General features: G+C 64.7%; 15 protein-coding genes. 10 read left to right on the forward strand and 5 right to left on the reverse strand.

Annotated elements, in window-relative coordinates:
- The first annotated feature begins 107 nt into the window (after positions 1-107).
- The 3 genes from ACGHN1_RS00850 (at position 108) to ACGHN1_RS00860 (ending at position 3,653) form a co-directional block, all read left to right on the forward strand.
- Positions 108-1,622: a fumarate hydratase gene (locus ACGHN1_RS00850; RefSeq protein ID WP_390549711.1), complete on the forward strand. Its 1,515-nt coding sequence runs from the start codon at positions 108-110 to the stop codon at positions 1,620-1,622.
- An 89-nt stretch (positions 1,623-1,711) separates the two neighbouring features.
- Positions 1,712-2,923, forward strand: coding sequence for a sensor histidine kinase (locus tag ACGHN1_RS00855; protein WP_390547502.1), 1,212 nt, complete (start codon positions 1,712-1,714; stop codon positions 2,921-2,923).
- Positions 2,916-3,653 carry a LytR/AlgR family response regulator transcription factor gene (locus ACGHN1_RS00860; protein WP_390547503.1) on the forward strand — a complete coding sequence of 246 codons (738 nt, stop codon included), beginning with the start codon at positions 2,916-2,918 and terminating at the stop codon, positions 3,651-3,653. The genes ACGHN1_RS00855 and ACGHN1_RS00860 overlap by 8 nt, the downstream gene beginning before the upstream one ends.
- Positions 3,654-3,728: 75 nt before the next feature.
- Here the strand turns inward: ACGHN1_RS00860 and ACGHN1_RS00865 are convergent, their stop codons facing one another.
- Positions 3,729-4,022 (reverse strand): UrcA family protein, encoded by a 294-nt coding sequence (locus ACGHN1_RS00865; protein ID WP_390547505.1) that lies wholly within the window; start codon positions 4,020-4,022, stop codon positions 3,729-3,731.
- A gap of 188 nt (positions 4,023-4,210) precedes the next feature.
- On the opposite strand from ACGHN1_RS00865, the gene ACGHN1_RS00870 reads away from it, so the two are divergent.
- Genes ACGHN1_RS00870 through ACGHN1_RS00880 form a run of 3 tightly spaced genes read left to right on the forward strand, consistent with a single transcriptional unit; the run spans position 4,211 to position 6,234 of the window.
- Positions 4,211-4,477, forward strand: a complete 267-nt coding sequence (locus ACGHN1_RS00870) for a hypothetical protein (RefSeq protein ID WP_390547507.1) — start codon at positions 4,211-4,213, stop codon at positions 4,475-4,477.
- Positions 4,478-4,514: 37 nt separating this feature from the next.
- Entirely contained in the window at positions 4,515-5,384 is an 870-nt protein-coding gene (locus tag ACGHN1_RS00875; protein WP_390547509.1) for a diacylglycerol/lipid kinase family protein, read from the forward strand.
- Entirely contained in the window at positions 5,374-6,234 is an 861-nt protein-coding gene (locus tag ACGHN1_RS00880; protein WP_390547511.1) for a metallophosphoesterase family protein, read from the forward strand. Before ACGHN1_RS00875 ends, ACGHN1_RS00880 begins: the two co-directional genes overlap by 11 nt.
- 66 nt (positions 6,235-6,300) lie before the next feature.
- On the opposite strand, the gene rpsI is transcribed toward ACGHN1_RS00880, so the two are convergent.
- The 3 genes from rpsI to ACGHN1_RS00895 all read right to left on the reverse strand — a co-directional run bounded on the left by rpsI (position 6,301) and on the right by ACGHN1_RS00895 (position 8,700).
- On the reverse strand, positions 6,301-6,771 hold the full coding sequence (gene rpsI, locus ACGHN1_RS00885; protein ID WP_390549713.1) for a 30S ribosomal protein S9: 471 nt from the start codon (positions 6,769-6,771) through the stop codon (positions 6,301-6,303).
- 179 nt (positions 6,772-6,950) lie between these two features.
- Entirely contained in the window at positions 6,951-7,430 is a 480-nt protein-coding gene (gene rplM, locus ACGHN1_RS00890; protein ID WP_390547513.1) for a 50S ribosomal protein L13, read from the reverse strand.
- Between the two features lie 235 nt (positions 7,431-7,665).
- Complete coding sequence (locus tag ACGHN1_RS00895) at positions 7,666-8,700, reverse strand: COX15/CtaA family protein (protein WP_390547515.1); 1,035 nt, start codon at positions 8,698-8,700, stop codon at positions 7,666-7,668.
- 127 nt (positions 8,701-8,827) lie between these two features.
- Here ACGHN1_RS00895 and ACGHN1_RS00900 point away from each other — a divergent pair, with 127 nt between their 5' ends.
- The 4 genes from ACGHN1_RS00900 (at position 8,828) to ACGHN1_RS00915 (ending at position 11,975) form a co-directional block, all read left to right on the forward strand.
- Positions 8,828-9,220 carry a MerC domain-containing protein gene (locus tag ACGHN1_RS00900; RefSeq protein WP_390547517.1) on the forward strand — a complete coding sequence of 131 codons (393 nt, stop codon included), beginning with the start codon at positions 8,828-8,830 and terminating at the stop codon, positions 9,218-9,220.
- A gap of 14 nt (positions 9,221-9,234) precedes the next feature.
- Positions 9,235-10,224: a sulfur carrier protein ThiS gene (gene thiS, locus ACGHN1_RS00905; RefSeq protein WP_390547519.1), complete on the forward strand. Its 990-nt coding sequence runs from the start codon at positions 9,235-9,237 to the stop codon at positions 10,222-10,224.
- Between the two features lie 63 nt (positions 10,225-10,287).
- On the forward strand, positions 10,288-10,815 hold the full coding sequence (locus ACGHN1_RS00910; protein WP_390547521.1) for a hypothetical protein: 528 nt from the start codon (positions 10,288-10,290) through the stop codon (positions 10,813-10,815).
- A 59-nt stretch (positions 10,816-10,874) separates the two neighbouring features.
- The gene (locus tag ACGHN1_RS00915) at positions 10,875-11,975 is read left to right on the forward strand and encodes a calcium:proton antiporter (RefSeq protein ID WP_390547522.1); all 1,101 of its coding nucleotides are present in this window, start codon (positions 10,875-10,877) and stop codon (positions 11,973-11,975) included.
- On the opposite strand, the gene ACGHN1_RS00920 is transcribed toward ACGHN1_RS00915, so the two are convergent.
- Positions 11,972-13,774: an AMP-dependent synthetase/ligase gene (locus ACGHN1_RS00920; RefSeq protein WP_390549715.1), complete on the reverse strand. Its 1,803-nt coding sequence runs from the start codon at positions 13,772-13,774 to the stop codon at positions 11,972-11,974. The genes ACGHN1_RS00915 and ACGHN1_RS00920 overlap by 4 nt on opposite strands.
- Between the last annotated feature and the right edge of the window lie 56 nt (positions 13,775-13,830).

The raw sequence follows: 13,830 nt of genomic DNA on the forward strand, positions 1-13,830 counted from the left end.
GCCTTATAAGCAAGCGGTCTTGCGGCCAAGCGCTTTGACCATAGGTGTCGGCAAGGCGTATGGGCGCCGAAAGATCGACCGGAAGGAGCGGACAGCCGATGAGCGACATGACGATCATCAAGGAAGAAGACCTCATCGAGAGCGTCGCCGACGCGCTCCAGTTCATCTCCTACTATCACCCGATGGATTACATCCGCGCGCTGGGAGATGCCTACGAGGCGGAGCAGGGCCCGGCGGCGAAGGATGCCATCGCGCAAATCCTCACCAACAGCCGGATGTGCGCCGAAGGACACCGTCCGATCTGCCAGGACACGGGCATCGTCAACGTCTTCGTCAGATGGGGCCAGAACTGCCGGCTCGATTCCGAGCGCAGCCTGCAGGAGGTCGTCGACGAAGGCGTGAGGCAGGCCTACAACCATCCCGACAACAAGTTGCGCGCCTCGATCCTGGCCGATCCCGCCTTCACGCGCCGCAACACCCGCGACAACACGCCCAGCAATCTTTCGGTCGAGATGGTACCGGGCGATACGGTCGGGATCGATGTCGCTGCCAAGGGCGGTGGCAGCGAGAACAAGTCCAAGTTCAAGATGATGAACCCGAGCGACAATATCGTCGATTGGGTGGTCGAGCAGATCCCTTCGATGGGCGCCGGCTGGTGTCCTCCCGGGATGCTGGGTATCGGCATCGGCGGAACGGCCGAACATTGCATGAAGCTCGCCAAGCTCAGCCTGATGGAACCCATCGACATGGCGCAACTCAAGCGTCGGGGCCCCCAAAACGATCTGGAGCAACTGCGGATCGACATTTTCGATGCCGTCAATGCCCAGGGGATCGGCGCGCAAGGTCTTGGCGGTCTGTCGACGGTGCTCGACGTCAAGATCCTCGACTGGCCGTGCCATGCCGCGGGCAAACCGGTGGGCATGATCCCCAATTGCGCCGCCACCCGCCATGCGCATTTCACGCTCGACGGATCGGGACCCAGCTATCTGGAAAAGCCCGATCTCGACAATTGGCCGAAGGTTCAATGGGCGCCGGACAGCGCGGCCAAGCGAGTCGATCTCGACAATCTGACGCCCGAGGAAGTATCGAGCTGGGAGCATGGCGATCGGCTTCTGCTGTCGGGCAAGATGCTGACGGGGCGCGACGCCGCGCACAAGAAGATCGCCGACATGCTCGAGAAGGGCGAGGAACTGCCGGTCGATTTCGCCGGGCGCGCGATCTATTACGTCGGGCCGGTCGATCCGGTGATGGGCGAGGTGGTCGGCCCCGCCGGCCCGACCACCGCCACACGGATGGACAAGTTCACCGAAATGATGCTCGACCTCGGCCTTCTGGCGATGATCGGCAAGGCCGAACGAGGGGCCGACGCGGTCGACGTGATCAGCCGGTTCAAGGTCGCCTATCTGATGGCCACCGGCGGTGCCGCCTATCTCGTCGCCCGTGCGATCAAGGAAGCGCGAGTTGTCGCCTTCGAGGAGTTGGGGATGGAGGCGATCTACGAATTCACCGTCGAGAATATGCCGGTGACGGTCGCGGTCGATGCGCGGGGTAACAACGTCCACACGCTGGCTCCCGCAAAATGGCGGGAAAAAATCCGCGAGGAGGGACTGCTTCGGATCTGATGCTGCAACGGACGTGTTCGACCAAAGGACGATCCGCGTCGATTGCGGCGCTGGCGAGGGCGAAGTCCTGGCGCTAAGACAGGCAGGTCTTGTCCCGGTTTTCCTCCCTTCCCGATGCGCCTGCGCGTCTTGCCCTGGGCACCGTCGTCACCTCGATCGTCGGCCTGTGGCTCTGCTATTTCCTGCTGATCACGATCCGCGGTTCGGTCGTCGGCTTCGAGATGCAGGGCGAACTCCTGTGGCGGCGGGTGGTGGTGACGCTCGCCGGCGTGGTGGTCACCTTCGGCATGTGGACCATTCTGCGACTGGTCGAGGAGCGGGCACTGGGCATCAAGATTGCGGTCGCTTTGCTGGTCGCCATGCCCGCATCGTTGATCATCGCGCAGGTCAACCAGATGCTTTTCCATTCGATCGAGGAACAGGTCGAGCAGAAGATGGGGGCGGAGCGTGGCATATCGCTGCGCCGCGACGAGGCGGGCAATCTTCTGGTCGATGTGCCGGCGAGTGTAGGCTCCGACGTCGACAGGGCCGTTAACAGCATCCGGATCGCTCCTGCGCCGACGCCGCTCGATCGCTGGCGACAGGTCTTCGACCTCGCGCTCAATCGCTATTTTCTGCTCTTGGCCTGGGCGGCGCTCTATCTCGCGCTCCTCGCAGGCGCGCAGGCTCAGGAAGCGCAGCGCCGCGAGGAACGGTTCCGCAGCGCCGCAAAGGCCGCCGAACTGCGCTCCTTGCGTTATCAGGTGAACCCTCATTTCCTGTTCAACGCGCTCAACTCACTCTCGGCGCTGGTGATGACCGACAAGGCCGACAAGGCCGAGGAAATGATCCAGACCATTTCGCGCTTTTACCGCCACAGCCTCGCCGACGATCCCACAAGCGATGTGGCGCTCGAAGAGGAGTTCGATTTGCAGCAGCATTATCTCGAAATCGAACAGGTGCGGTTTCCCCATCGCCTGCGCACTCGCTACGAATTGCCGGAGGATCTTTCCAAATGTCGGGTCCCCGGCATGATCCTCCAGCCACTGGTCGAGAATTCGGTGAAATACGGGGTTTCGGCGAGCAGCGCTCCGGTCACGATCACTATCGCCGCGCGCGAGGAATACGGCCGCCTCGTGCTCAATGTCTCCGATGACGGGCCGGGAGGAAGCGCCCAGCCCAGCGGCGGGTTCGGCATCGGCCTGGCCAATGTGCGCGACCGCCTGATCGCGCGTTTCGGGGACGAGGCGAGCCTCACCTCCGGACCGTCGCTCGATGGGTACGAGACGGAAATACGCATCCCGATGGTCCGCCATGGCTGACCCCGCGCCGGTTAAGCTCCGCACGCTGATCGTCGACGACGAGCCGCTGGCGATCGAGCGGATGCAGGTCATCTGCGCCAAGATCGACGAACTGGCGGTGATCGGAACCGCCAGCGATGGTGCCGCCGCCCTGCGGCTGGTCGAGGCTCTGGCACCCGATCTCATCCTGCTCGACATGACCATGCCGGAGGTCGACGGCCTTTCGGTAGCGCGCAAGCTCGCGGCCCAAGGCGACAGCCCGGCGATCGTCTTCGTTACTGCGCACGACAATTATGCAGTCGAGGCGTTCGACCTCGATGCGGTCGACTATGTTCTCAAGCCGGTTCAGCGCGACCGGCTGGCGCGGGCGATCGGGCGGGCGACCGCTCGGCGCGGAGGCGGCGAAGCGCGCAAGAGCGAATGGCTCGAGGAATTGTGGATCCCTCACCGCTCGGAACTGATCCGCATCGACACCGCAGAAGTGTCGCGGATCGACGCGGAGCGCGATTACGTCCGGCTCCATGTCGCAGACAGGACCTACCTCCTGCTGCAGACGATCGCGGGTCTGGAGAAAAAGCTCGATCCCGCGAAATTCATCCGCATCCATCGCTCGACCATTTTGCGCAAGGATCGGATAACCGGGCTGCGCCACGATGGGCTCGGCGTCTGGTCTGTCGAATTGGGAGACGATGAGGCGTTGCGGATCGGGCGCACGTACCTGCCCCAGGTTAAGGCGATGGCCGGGCGCTGATTCGCATTGTTCCCTACGGGAATTCGACCCCGGCCGGGGGACTGCGTCCGGCCGGGGTCGAGGGCGGCGGAACTATCAGCCGCCCTTGCTCTCGGATTCGATACGGGCGGCAAACTGCTTCATGGCGGCCGCCTTCACTTCGCGGACGCATTCCCGCTGTCCGGCCGATATCAGGCGCGTGCCGGTTGTCCGACGATCGGCACCGCAGTACTTGTCTGCGGCGGCAGCGATGCGCTTCTCGAGAATCTCCATATCGCTCGATCGACTGAGGTCGAGATCGGCAGTATGAACCCGCATGCTGTTGGGCGCGGCGTGCGCGAGGGCCGGAGCAAGGGTGAGTACGGCGGCGACTGCGAATATCTTCTTCATGACTTCCTCCATCGCGGCGGAACGGGGTTTGGGGGGACTGATCGTTCCGCCGCCCCCATCTTATGCAACGACTACGTATGTCATCGCATGCTCATTTCGACCAACATCCGGGCGATCCGCCCGAGTGCATACCGGGAACGTCGAACGGCGTTTGCAGACCGATGGATGGCATGGCAAACTGCGGGCGCATGGGTCTGGCGCTCATTTTCGTCCTGGGGATCCTCAACATCGCGGCTAACCGGGCCGTGATCGACAGCGGCCATCCCGTCGTCGAAACATTGCCTGCGGCTTTCCGCAGGAAGGGTGGGAAGCTCAGTCTCGCGGCGGAGGTCTGCGTGCTGATCGCGGCAATGGCGTTCCTTTCGGCCGGAGCCGCTGCGGCGGGTTGGTTCTATGCCGTCTACAGCGCCGGAACGCTGTTTGCGGCCTGGGCGATCCTTACCGGCCGAATCTGAACCGGGAACCGCTACCCCGGGCCGGCGCTTCCCAGACATGGCGACGATCGATGGCAATCGTTTGAACAGGGCTTGGCTGCTGGTCAATTCCGCGAGCGGCAGCAACACCCCGGCTGCGCTCGCCTCGCTCGACGAATGTCTGGGCGATCACGGCATTTCGGTTGAGCGCACGATATGCTTTCCCGACGAGGACCTTCCCAGCGCCTCCGAGCTCGACGCTGCCAGTATCCCCTGCCTGATCATCTACACGGGCGACGGGACGCTCAATGCGGCGATTGGCGAACTCAAGGGATGGGGTGGGGCGGTGCTGGTTTTGCCCGGCGGTACGATGAACCTGTTGAGCAAGCGGCTCCACGGCGACCGGGAGAACGAGGCGATCATCGCGACGGTTTCAGGCGGTGGCGCGCGACGCGTGCGACCGGTGATGGCCTGCTGCGATGCCGGGACCGCGCTCGCCGGCCTGTTGGTTGGACCCGGAACCCGCTGGGGCTCGGTGCGCGAGGCCATGCGCGAACTGGACATCCCGGGCATCGCCGCCGGCACGGCCGAGGCACTGGCCGAAATGACCGGCACGGCGATGGTGCGCGCCGCCTCGCCCGGCTTGGGCTCTGCGGATGGCTACCCCCTGATCGAACTCACTCCCGGCGAGCACGGCATACAGCTGGATGCTTTTTATGCCGAAAACGCAGGCGAATTCGCTGCCCAGGGCTGGGCCATACTCCGCCGGAACTTCCGCGAGGGGCCGCACGACCGATTGGGCGTGGTCGAAAAGGTTACGCTCGAGAGTGCCGACGGTTCACCGCTCGGAATCCTCATCGATGGCGAGCCTGCCAAGCTCGGCCCGCGGGCCGAATTCAGCATGGCCCCATGCGCTCTCGATCTGCTAGCGACCGGCAATGCCGACTGACGCCAAGCTTCTTTTTCATCTCAGCGACATCCATTTCGGCCTCGAGGACAACCGCGCGCTCGATTGGGTGAAACAGGAAATCGCAGAGAAGAAACCCGATGCCATCGCCATCACCGGCGATCTCACCATGCGCGCCCGGCACCATGAATTCGCTGCAGCGACGCACTGGATCACGTCGCTCGGTATCCCGACCACGGTCGAGGTTGGCAATCACGACATGCCCTATTTCAACCCGATCGAGCGCTTCTTCGCGCCCTACAGGCGTTTTCGGGGGATGCAGGATCTGGTCGAGAAGGAACTCGACCTGCCGGGCCTGTCGATCGTCCCGCTCAAGACCGCGGTGCGCGCGCAGCCGCGGTTCAACTGGTCCAAGGGCTGGGTGACCGAGGCGGCGCTGCGCAAATGTCTCGATGCGATCGACCGGCTGCCCAAGGGAAGCAAGGCGCTGGTGGCGGTGCACCACCCGCTGCGCGAGGTTGGGACCGAAGGGACGGCCCTTACTCACAATGGCACCAAGGCGCTTCGCGCGCTGGCCCGACGCCCGGTTGCCGGTGTGATCAGCGGCCATGTGCACGATGCCTTCGATATTCTCGAAGAGACCACCGAGGGTCCGGTGCGGATGATCGGGGCCGGCACTTTGTCTCAGCGCGTGCGTTCGACCCCGCCCAGCTTCAACGAGCTGACCTGGGACGGAAAGACCATCGGTGTCCGGGTGCGCAACCTCGCCGATGTCGCGACCAGGGACATGCAGATCGACGACGTGCCCGAGGATGCCACTCCACCACGTCGTCCGGAAGACCCGGTGGCGCCGGTGAACCAGGTCCCCAGAACCGACCCGCCCGTCCACTGACACCCGCTCCAACGAAAAAGGGCGGCCCGTTGCGGGGCCGCCCTTCTCGGTGATGGGTTCGGCAGATCAGCGCTTGGAGAACTGGAAGCTGCGGCGGGCCTTGGCGCGGCCGTACTTCTTGCGTTCGACCACGCGGCTGTCGCGGGTCAGGAAGCCGGCGGCCTTGACCGTCGGACGCAGCGCCGGCTCGTAGCGGGTGAGCGCCTGGCTGATGCCGTGCTTGACCGCACCGGCCTGGCCCGAGAGGCCGCCGCCACGCACCGTGACGACGACATCATACTGGCCCTGGCGATCGGTGATGGCGAAGGGCTGGTCGATGATAAGCCGCAGCGTCGGACGCGCGAAATAGACTTCCTGGTCCTTTCCGTTGACGGTCACCTTGCCGCTGCCGGGCTTCAGCCAGACGCGGGCGGTGGCATCCTTGCGGCGCCCGGTGGCATAGGCACGGCCTTGCTTGTCGAGCTCCTGTTCGCGAAGCGGCACTTCGGCCCGCTGCGCGATCTGCACGGAATCGCCTTCCGGCGTGTCGCCGGCGATGTCCTTGAGATCGGCGAGGTCGGAGACCTTCGCCGTTTTCTCGGCATTGGCGCCTTCGTTGGCTTCGCTCGCGCCCGTGGTGGCGGCGCTTTCCGCCTGCGGATTTTCCGTCGCAGCTTCCGCTTCCGGCTTGGTTTCCGGAGTCTCGGGCTGGTCTTCGGTGTTCTTCTTGTCGGCCATTACGCGGCAGCCTTGTTCTTGCGGTTCATCGAAGCGACGTCGAGCGTCTCGGGCTTCTGGCCCTCGTGCGGATGCTCGGTGCCGGCATAGAGGTGGAGCGCCTTCATCTGCGCCCGGCCCAGCGGACCGCGCGGGATCATGCGCTGCACGGCCTTCTCGAGCACGCGCTCGGGGAAGCGACCTTCCAGCACCTTGGCGGGCGTCGTTTCCTTGATGCCACCGACCCAGCCGGTGTGCTTGTAATAGACCTTGTCGTTCATCTTCTTGCCGGTGAACTTCACCTTGTCGGCGTTGATGACGATGACGTGGTCGCCGCAATCGACATGCGGGGTGTAGCTCGGCTTGTGCTTGCCCCGCAGGATGTTGGCGATGATCGCCGAGAGCCGCCCGACGACGAGGCCGTCGGCGTCGATGATGTGCCAGTTCTTTTCGACCTCGGCCGGCTTCACCGACCGCGTGACTTTGGTAAGCGCCTTCATGGCTGATCTTTCCGTATGCTTTCGTGGATGCGCGCACGGTATCCCGCTGCGCCCGCCTACCCGTCCCGAAGGGAATCGGGCATCGCGAAGGTGGGGCAAATGATGGATCACCCGGCGCAAGTCAAGCATTTCCGGGCCTCCTGGCCGAGGTAAAATAATACCTCGCGACTTCGTCAGATCTCTTCGCTTCTCTACCCGTAGGACGCGTTCCATCGTCCTGGGGAGCCGGCCCGCATCATCCGTCGCGCGCGCGACCCAGTATGTGCGCGGCCCAGGCGAAGGCGAGTACAAGAAGCGCGCCAACCAGCTGATGCGCCACCGCGACCCACAGGGCCACCCCGGTCCAAACCGTTGCGATCCCGAGTACGACCTGCGTACCGAAGGCGGTGTGTACGGCTGCGGATGCCGGGCGCGAGAGCGGTCGCACCCGTCGGGCTAGCACCACCAGCGCCGCGACCGCGACCCACGCCCACCAGCGGTGGAGGAAATGGATGAGGAAGGGATCGTGTGTCGCTGCCCACCAGAGACCTTTGGAACTGTCGAATTCCGGCACGAAGCGGTCCTGCATCAACGGCCAGCTGTCCGAGGCATGGCCGGCGTCGAGCCCGGCGACCCAGGCTCCGAGCAGGAGCTGGACGAAGAGGATTGCGCCAACCCAGCTCGCTGTGCGGGTCCACCGGGCCGGGCGGGCCCGGCCGATGCGGGCATGGCGCGACAGATCGAGCGCGGTCCAGGCGAGCCCGCCAAGAGTGAACAGCGCGGTGAGAAGGTGGATAGACAGCCAGAAATGGCTGACATCGGTCATCGTCCCCGAAAGACCGCTGCGAACCATGAACCAGCCGAACACACCTTGAAGCCCCCCGAGCAGGAGCAGTGCGACAAGCCGCCATTTGTATCCTTTCGGGATCGCGCCGCGGATCCAGAACCAGGCGAGCGGTAAGGCGAAGGCAAGACCGATCAGCCGGCCGAGTAACCGGTGTGCCCATTCCCAGAAATAGATGAACTTGAAGGCGGCAAGGTCCATTCCGGCCGGGCCGGTGACGTTGATGTATTCGCCGGTGCGCCGGTAAAGCGCGAACTCGGCAAGCCAATCGGCTTCGGACAGCGGCGGGATTGCTCCGGTCAACGGTTTCCACTGGGTGATCGACAGCCCGCTTTCAGTCAGCCGCGTGATTCCGCCGACGACGACCATGGCGACGACCATCGCGGCGACGATCCACAGCCAGATAGATAGGGCGCGGGCGCTCTTGCGGGGTATTTCGCTCGACATCGCGCGCTTCTTGATGGTCCGGCGACGGCTTCGCAAGCGCAATCCGGGCATACCACCGCGCGAAACGGGCGAGGGACCGATATAATAGATGACCGACGCCCTTGAACCATGTTACAGTATCACATACATGAGCGGTGCAATGATGTTCCGCCGCGCCATAAATCCGATTCGCCAGCGGCTCGACCGCGCGGGAATTCTGCTGTCGGCAGCCTGCGCTCTGCATTGCCTGGTTTCCATCGTGGTAGTTTCCGGCCTCGGGATTGGCGGACAGTTCTTCCTGTCGCCCGACATTCATCGCATTGGCCTGGTTCTCGCGACATTGATCGCCGCGGTCGCGATCGGCTGGGGGGCGCTACGGCACCGCATGGCGATGCCCTTCGTCGTCGCGATGACCGGGCTCACCTTCATGGGCGGCGCGCTCGCGGTCGAACATGGTCCGAAGGAGGCGATTCTCACGATCATCGGAGTGGCGCTCGTCTCGCTCGGCCACATACTCAACTTGCGCCACATCCAGCGATAGCTAGATGGGCGGGCATGACCGCCCCCAAGACCATCACCGTCAACGGCGAGACCCGCCGTACTGCCGCCGCGACGATCGCCGATCTGGCGCGCGAGCTCGAACTCGATCCGGCGAAGGTGGCAGTCGAGCGCAACGGGACGATCGTTCCGCGCAGCGAACTGGCCGAACACCCCGTGGCAGAAGGCGACGTGCTCGAGATCGTCCACTTCGTCGGCGGCGGCCAGGACGATCGGGCCGATGACAGCTGGAGCGTGGCCGGACGGACCTTCCGTTCACGGCTGATCGTCGGTACCGGAAAATACAAGGATTTCAACCAGAATGCCGCCGCGCTGGAGGCGTCCGCGGCGGAGATCGTCACGGTGGCGGTGCGCCGGGTCAACGTCAGCGATCCCAAGGCGCCGATGCTGACGGATTTCATCGATCCGGAAAAGGTCACCTACCTTCCCAACACCGCCGGGTGCTTTACCGCCGAGGACGCGATCCGCACCTTGCGGTTGGCGCGCGAGGCGGGCGGCTGGGACCTGGTCAAGCTCGAGGTGCTGGGCGAGGCCAAGACCCTCTATCCCGACATGCGCGAGACCCTGCGCGCGACCGAGATGCTGGCCAAGGATGGCTTTCTCCCGATGGTGTATTGCGCGGATGATCCGATCGCGGCGAAGCAACTCGAAGAGGCGGGCGCGGTGGCGGTGATGCCGCTCGGCGCGCCGATCGGTTCGGGGCTGGGCATCCAGAACCGCGTGACAATCCGCCTGATCGTCGAGGGCGCGAGCGTTCCGGTGCTGGTCGATGCCGGCGTCGGCACCGCCAGCGACGCGGCGGTGGCGATGGAACTCGGCTGCGACGGCGTGCTGATGAACACCGCCATCGCCGAGGCGAAGGACCCGATCCGAATGGCCCGGGCGATGAAGCTGGCGGTAGAAGCCGGGCGCGAAGCCTACCTTTCGGGCCGCATGGGCCGGCGCATGTATGCCGACCCGTCCAGTCCGCTCGCCGGATTGATCTGATACAGCGCTTACGGTGCGTTAACCATCTTCTGCGACATCTGCTCTCGCAACAGGGGGCAAGCGATGTCGGTCACCAATACGGCTTCGATGACGATCAACGAGATGCGCGAATTCGCAGGCTTCAGCGCGGCGGAGCAGCGATACATACGACGCAGTCTCGACATCGGACTGGCGCGCAGCGACGCCTTCAGGATCTGGAGTCGGACCGGCGAGGAAACAGCGGCGATTCGCGCGCAATACATCGCCTATCAGGAACTCAAGACGCTGCGCGGTTCGGTGCCTTGCGAAAGCGGGCTCGGCTCGATCGAAGGCTTCCTCGGCAAGCTGGTCCGGGTCGCCGCCTTCGATCTGGCCCAGGAACGGATCGAGGGCTTTTCGGCCTTCCGCTTTCTTTACGAACGTCTGCTGGGTGCCGAAGCGCGCCCCTGGCTCCCGAGCGCCTTCTGCGCCGCCGCGGCCTTGCCGCACATCCGCCCCGAGCGGCGCAAGTTGCTGCTCCAGTCCTTAAGCGAAGCGGCCGCCACCGCCCCCGGCTGGAGCGCGCGCAAGCCGAGCTTCTATCCCGAATTCATCGACAAGGACGCGGCCTGATTGGTCGATGGAAGCAATTGCCGGTTTGAGAGCCGGTGATTGACGGCTAGCGATCGGCGATGGCCCAATCCGCTTCCAAAATCCGCAATCTGGCGGGGCTCGCCCCGTGGTCGGTCGTCGTTCCCGTTCTTGCGCTCGCGGCCATCGCCCTGGGCAAACCCGACAGCGGCCTGCTCGCGCTCGTAATCGGCGTTCTGCTGGGCGGCGCGATCATCGCCGCCGTCTACCATGCCGAAGTTCTCGCGCATTATCTCGGCGAACCCTTCGGCACGTTGACTCTGGCGCTGGCGGTGACGGTCATCGAGGTGTCGCTGATCGTGTCGATCATGCTCGGCGAGGGCGGCGCATCGCAGGCGCTTGCGCGCGACACGCTGATGGCGGCAATCATGATCACGATCAACGGAATCGTCGGCATCTGCCTCCTCGCGGGCGGCAGGCGGCACCACGAACAGAGCTACACGCAATCCGGTGTCAGTGCCGGCCTCGCGATGCTGGCGACCCTGTCGGTCCTGGTGCTCATCCTTCCGAACTATACCGTTTCGGAGCCGGGAGCCTTCTACAGCTCGCGGCAATTGGCCTTCGTCGCCGCCATCTCGCTGTCGGTCTATGCCACCTTCGTCTGGGCCCAGACGATCCGCCACCGCGACCATTTCCTGCACCATATCGAGGAAGCCGACGACCATGCGCACGAAGATCCGGTGCCGCGCAGCAAGGCTCTCGCGGCAGGCGCGGTATTGCTGGTGGCGCTGGTGGCGGTGGTCGTGCTCGCCAAGACGCTGTCGCCCACCATCGAGGCGGGCGTCGCCGCGATCGGCGCACCGCAGGCGCTGGTCGGGATCATCATCGCCACGCTGGTGCTGGCGCCCGAAGGCTTCGCTGCCTACCGGGCGGCCAAGGCAAACCGCGTCCAGAACAGCCTCAACCTCGCGATCGGATCGGCGCTGGCGGCGATCGGCCTCACCATCCCCGCGGTGGCCACCGTGGCTCTGGTGCTGGGGCTGGAGCTCGAGCTGGGTCTGTCCGCCAAGGGTGTGGTGCTGCTCGCGCTGACCTTGCTGGTAGCTACGCTGACCCTCGGCCGCGGGCGGACGACGGTGGTACAGGGGGTGATCCACCTGGTGATCTTCGCCACCTATCTCTTCACCACGATCGTGCCCTAGCCCTTGTAGAGCCCGTTCAGCCGCCCGCCATAGCGGTCCTTGATCTTGTGGCGGCGGATTTTCATCGAGGGAGTCATTTCCTCGTTCTCGATGGTGAAGGCCTCATCGGCGAAGGCGAACTGGCGAACCTTCTCGACCACCGACAGGTCCTTGTTGACCCGGTCGACGGCCTGGCGGATCGCCTGCTTGAACTGCGGATCGCCTTGCATCGCCGCCAGGTCGAATTTCGAACCCCTCGCCCGTGCCCAATCGAGCGCCCATTCGGCATCGGGAACGATCAAGCCCACCACATAGGGGCGACGGTCGCCAGTCACCATCGCCTGCGCGATCTCGGGTTGCAGCGTCAGCATCCCCTCGACCTTCTGGGGGGCGATGTTGTCGCCCTTGTCGTTGACGATCATGTCCTTCTTGCGATCGGTGATCACGATCCGGCCCTTGTCGTCGACATGGCCGATGTCGCCGGTGTGCAGCCAGCCGTCGCGGATGGTGCGGTCGGTTTCCGCCGGATTCTGCCAATAGCCGCGCATCACCAGCTCGCCCCGACACAGGATTTCTCCGTCTTCCGCGATCCTGATCTCGACACCTCGCATCGCAGGGCCGACCGAATCCATCGCGATGCCGGCGCGCGGCCGGTTGCAGCTGATCACCGGCCCCGCCTCGGTCTGGCCGTATCCCTGCAACAAGGTGAGGCCCATGGCATCGAAGAAGTTGCCGACGTCGGGATTGAGCGGTGCGCCGCCCGAGACCATCGCCTTCATCCGCCCGCCGAACCGCGCGCGGATTTTCGGTCGCAGCAAGCGCTCCAGCACAAGATTGCGTGCGCCGTCCCCGAACCGTCGGCGCCCGGCAGCGCGACGTTCGGCAAGCTCGATTGCGCTGTCCATCAGCTTCAGCGCCATTCCGCCCTGCTTTTCGACCTGCTTCAGGATGCGGGTACGCAGGACCTCGAACAGACGGGGGACCACGACCATGAAGGTCGGCCGCGTCTCCTCGATGTTGCTGGCGAGCTTCTCCAGCCCCTCGGCGTAATAGATCTGCGCGCCGACGGAGATCGGCAGAAACTGACCGCCGGTGTGCTCGTATGCATGGCTCAGCGGCAGGAAGGAGAGGAACCGCTCCTCCGGGTCCAGGCCGAAATCGTTGATCAGGATTTCGGCGGCACCGGCCACGTTGCACAGGATCGCTCCGTGATGCTGCTTCACGCCGCGCGGCGCTCCGCCGGTGCCACTGGTGTAGATGATACAGGCGGTGGTTTCGCGCCCGATCCCGGCGATGCGCTGCTCGACGGCGCGGCGGGCCTCTGCGGCGTCGCCGTCAGTCATCATCGACCAGCCGTGGCAGGTTAGATTGCCGCCTTGATAGCCCCGGACCTCGTCGATCGGGATGATGTGTTCGGCCATTCCCGTGCGGAAGATCGCCGGGATCAGCGGCTGCGCGAGCTTGTCGGTCGATACGATCACCGCTCTCGCCCCCGAATTGTCGAGGATATGAGCGTGGTCGCGCTCGGTGTTGGTGGTATAGGCCGGGACGGTGATGCAGCCGGCGGCCATGATCCCGAGATCGGCGATGCACCATTCCGGCCGGTTTTCGCTGACCAGACACACCCGGTCGCCTTCGTCGAGCCCGAGACCACGCAGGTTTTCTGCCAGCAGGCAGACCCGGCGGGCCGCTTCGGCCCAGCTGATGGTCTGCCATGCCCCGTCGCGCTTGACCCCGAGGAAGGGCGCCTCGCCCTTTTCGTCGGCGCGCTCGAGGAAGAGTTCGACGAGATTGTTCGCCCGGTCGATGTCAGACAGGATTTGCAAGGGCGGCCCTCTCTCTGCTGGTCGTTTTCGACCCGGATGACCGAGCGCGT

Origin of the sequence: Qipengyuania sp. MTN3-11 (assembly GCF_042851825.1) — a bacterium.
Taxonomy (GTDB): Bacteria; Pseudomonadota; Alphaproteobacteria; order Sphingomonadales; family Sphingomonadaceae; genus Qipengyuania.

Excerpts from the sequence above, each read along its gene's own strand:
- ACGHN1_RS00850 (WP_390549711.1), top strand. The coding sequence starts at position 108 with ATGACGATCATCAAGGAAGAAGACCTCATCGAGAGCGTCGCCGACGCG.
- ACGHN1_RS00860 (WP_390547503.1), top strand. The coding sequence starts at position 2,916 with ATGGCTGACCCCGCGCCGGTTAAGCTCCGCACGCTGATCGTCGACGAC.
- ACGHN1_RS00865 (WP_390547505.1), bottom strand. The coding sequence starts at position 4,022 with ATGAAGAAGATATTCGCAGTCGCCGCCGTACTCACCCTTGCTCCGGCC.
- ACGHN1_RS00870 (WP_390547507.1), top strand. The coding sequence starts at position 4,211 with ATGGGTCTGGCGCTCATTTTCGTCCTGGGGATCCTCAACATCGCGGCT.
- ACGHN1_RS00875 (WP_390547509.1), top strand. The coding sequence starts at position 4,515 with ATGGCGACGATCGATGGCAATCGTTTGAACAGGGCTTGGCTGCTGGTC.
- ACGHN1_RS00880 (WP_390547511.1), top strand. The coding sequence starts at position 5,374 with ATGCCGACTGACGCCAAGCTTCTTTTTCATCTCAGCGACATCCATTTC.
- rplM (WP_390547513.1), bottom strand. The coding sequence starts at position 7,430 with ATGAAGGCGCTTACCAAAGTCACGCGGTCGGTGAAGCCGGCCGAGGTC.
- ACGHN1_RS00895 (WP_390547515.1), bottom strand. The coding sequence starts at position 8,700 with ATGTCGAGCGAAATACCCCGCAAGAGCGCCCGCGCCCTATCTATCTGG.
- ACGHN1_RS00900 (WP_390547517.1), top strand. The coding sequence starts at position 8,828 with ATGAGCGGTGCAATGATGTTCCGCCGCGCCATAAATCCGATTCGCCAG.
- thiS (WP_390547519.1), top strand. The coding sequence starts at position 9,235 with ATGACCGCCCCCAAGACCATCACCGTCAACGGCGAGACCCGCCGTACT.
- ACGHN1_RS00910 (WP_390547521.1), top strand. The coding sequence starts at position 10,288 with ATGTCGGTCACCAATACGGCTTCGATGACGATCAACGAGATGCGCGAA.
- ACGHN1_RS00915 (WP_390547522.1), top strand. The coding sequence starts at position 10,875 with ATGGCCCAATCCGCTTCCAAAATCCGCAATCTGGCGGGGCTCGCCCCG.